Annotated in this window: 4 protein-coding genes; all 4 read left to right on the top strand. The window is 59.4% G+C overall.

The annotated features are described in order from the left end of the window. Positions 1 to 1,353 (top strand): type VI lipase adapter Tla3 domain-containing protein (locus BVK86_RS28810; protein ID WP_075949605.1); only part of this gene is annotated, 1,353 nt, incomplete at its 5' end. Positions 1,354 to 1,511: 158 nt separating this feature from the next. Then, positions 1,512 to 1,811: a DUF7693 family protein gene (locus tag BVK86_RS28805; RefSeq protein ID WP_075949604.1), complete on the top strand. Its 300-nt coding sequence runs from the start codon at positions 1,512 to 1,514 to the stop codon at positions 1,809 to 1,811. An 80-nt stretch (positions 1,812 to 1,891) separates the two neighbouring features. Continuing rightward, on the top strand, positions 1,892 to 2,458 hold the full coding sequence (locus BVK86_RS28800; protein WP_075949603.1) for a chorismate mutase: 567 nt from the start codon (positions 1,892 to 1,894) through the stop codon (positions 2,456 to 2,458). 128 nt (positions 2,459 to 2,586) lie between these two features. Then, a partial coding sequence (locus BVK86_RS28795; protein ID WP_075949602.1) for a hypothetical protein occupies positions 2,587 to 2,971 on the top strand: 385 nt, incomplete at its 3' end.

The raw sequence follows: 2,971 nt of genomic DNA, 5'->3' as shown, positions 1-2,971 counted from the left end.
GTGGGGCTGGCTGTTGATGATTGGCATCAATCATCGATATGGAGAGAAATAAAAAAAACGAACAACAACTTCACTTCAATCTATTCACGAGACCCCAAGGATTACGATTCTTCTCTGAGCTCTCGGGGGATCACCAGGAATATCAACATCCGCGTTGCCTTCAAACATTCGGCAGGCGAGGCTGTAGCGTATTGGCCGATTCCAGTGTTTGCGCTGGGCCCACCTGACCCCTACAAGACGGGCTACCGAGCAGCCGGCTTGATCAGTTCAGGGCGAAACAAGGCGACTCTGGGTGTTACCCAGTTTCTCTGGCAGGACGATGAAAGTACGACCCATGCGCAAGGCATGATCGAGCGACTGTTCCAGTTTTTTGATGACAATCCTCAAGTGCCCCAAGCGCTGATCACGAGCCGGGATGGCGATGTAACGCGAGATGTCTATCGCAAGCCCGGTACGCCCGGGTTGCAAAGCGTGCAGGTAGTCCCCACGGTGTACGAAAGCATGACCGGGCTGCTGGTCACCCGCTCGGATCGAGTGGATCGGTACATCCGCCGTTATGCCACTCATGAACGTGAAGATAACCAGAACAAAGACACCGATCTGGGCAAACTGTGGGCGTTTTACTGGCAGCAAGCGCCTAAGTTCAGGAAGGCGTATGAGGAGGCGGAGCGCACCAAAGGCGCTGAAGACCCCCTAGCCCCCGGCACCATGTCCACCGCCTACTGGCAATCCCAACTCCCCACCCTCTGGCAAACCATCAGCAACCGCGGCCCCGGAGAGTTCGAACCTTCGCCATGGCTACCCATCCGCTGGGCCCAGCATCAGGTCAAAGAGTTCGACGCCGCACCGGTGCTGGGTTACCTGCACCGCCCGATCAAGGTCTCGATGCAGGACGAAAACGGCAAACGGCTCAAGCCGGCGTTGCAGGCCAAGGCGCTGCAAGCCGGCTGGTTAGAGGCGCTGGATACCCTGCCCGAAGGGCATAAGCCGGTGCGCGTGTTCTACGACACCACCGACAATCAAGAAGCTGAAATCGCCCTGACCCTTGCCTTGCACGGCCTGAATACCGACGGCCATGGCATCGAGTTGGGCAATGTCGACGAGGGATACAACATCGGACGGCGCCTGGGCAACACAGGGGTGAGTAGCGCGCTGGTGGAGATCAACCTGGCCACCATCGCGAGCTATCTGGACGGCGGAACCAGCGCGGTGGTCTATGCCGGTCAAGACGGCAGCCTGACGGTACAAATGATCCGCCCGCCGAGCGAGGCCCGCAAAGAGAAAAACCGCCAGAACCGTGGTGCCGACCCGTTCAAGTTCGGCTCCCCCAGCGGCGGAGCTCCCAAACCATGAGCCATCGCGTCGTGCCTGGGGATCCCGTCCTGTCTAGGGCTTGTTGGAGAACCGCTGACATGAACCCGGTGAAAAATTGCCCCCTCATCTCACCACGCTCACCTGTGAACGGGGCGATCAATTATCCTGTACTTGACGCACACTCACCGGAGACACCTGTGCCGCCCTTGACTGCCCGCGAGGTTTACCAGCAATTGCGTGATTCCGCTTTGGGCCTGCGTCCGTTACAGCGCTTCGATGAACAACCCGAACCTGGTCTGGTGCGGGTCGACATCGACGGCTGGGGTTTGAGCCTGGATACCGACGGTGTACGCCTGCATCACTGCCTCCACTGCCAGAGTGCGGACGGCCGGGTATTCGATGCCGGCCAACGCTTCGGCACCGACCCGGTGAGTTTGCTCAGTACCTGGGAACTGGCGCAGATCGAGCGGCTATTGGCCGCGACTGTAACAAGTTGATTACACCGTCGGGCTTCGTGCCTTGGGCTCTGCTGTGATACATAAGACCTGATACGCATCCGTGCCCAAGAGGTTTGCTTATGTTCCACTGCCTACGCCTGCCGCCACTGCTGAGCGGCGTCCTGTTCGGTTTACTCGCCGGCACTGCTCACGCCGCTGCCTCCCCGGCCCCCGATGCGTTGCAGCCCTTGCTGGCAACGATCAACGAGCGCCTGAGTTTTGCCGATCAGGTGGCGCTGACCAAATGGGACAGTGGCAAGCCGATCCAGGATACGGCCCGCGAAGCTCAGGTCATCGCCAACGCCCGCAAGCAGGCGGCGCAGCAGAAACTCGACCCGGAGCAAGCGGCCGATCTGATCGCTGCCCAGATCGAGGCCAACAAACTGGTGCAGTACGGACTGCTCGCCATCTGGCAAGCCGCCCACAAGGCGCCCGACGTGCCACGACCGGACCTTAATCAAATCCGGCCCAAACTGGATGCCCTGCAAGCCCGCCTGTTGCAGCAATACGCCGATTTCACACCCTATCGCGTCGACCCGGAATGCCCGAACTGGCTGGCCGAACAACGCGCCAGCCTGATCAAGGACGCCCTCCATGGCCAGGCATTGATCCGCGCAACCGGAGAGTTGTGCGTCACGGATCAATGACGAACATGGTGTTAGAGGCATCCATTGACTGCGTCAATAGTCACCATTAACTCAATGAAGTTCTCTTAAAAAATCCGCGGCGTAACATGGGCTCCATACCAACCAACAACACCCCGGAGCACACGATCATGAAACGCCAAACCCTCCTCAGCATCGCATTCTCGATTTTCGCAGTTAACGCGTTTGCCGCGACCTCTGCTCAACCCGTAGTCGCTGAAGGCGGCTCGGACCGATTGATTGAAAGCCGTGTGGCTGAAGGGGGTTCGGATCGTTTGATCCAGAATCGTGTGGCTGAAGGCGGTTCGGATCGCCTGATCGAAAAACGCGTCGCCGCCGATGGCTCGGATCGTCTGAAAGGTAACGAAGTCGCCGCTGATGGTTCTGATCGCCTGCAAGGCAACACTGTCGCCGCTGATGGCTCCGACCGCCTGCAAGGCAACACTGTCGCCGCTGATGGCTCCGACCGCCTGCAAGGCAACACTGTCGCCGCTGATGGCTCCGACCGCCTGCAAG

It is taken from the genome of Pseudomonas reinekei (assembly GCF_001945365.1).
GTDB classification, from domain to species: domain Bacteria; phylum Pseudomonadota; class Gammaproteobacteria; order Pseudomonadales; family Pseudomonadaceae; genus Aquipseudomonas; species Aquipseudomonas reinekei.
This window is presented reverse-complemented; position numbering and strand designations above follow the sequence as displayed.

Coding starts and splice junctions, on each gene's coding strand:
- BVK86_RS28800 (WP_075949603.1), top strand. CDS start 1,892: ATGTTCCACTGCCTACGCCTGCCGCCACTGCTGAGCGGCGTCCTGTTC.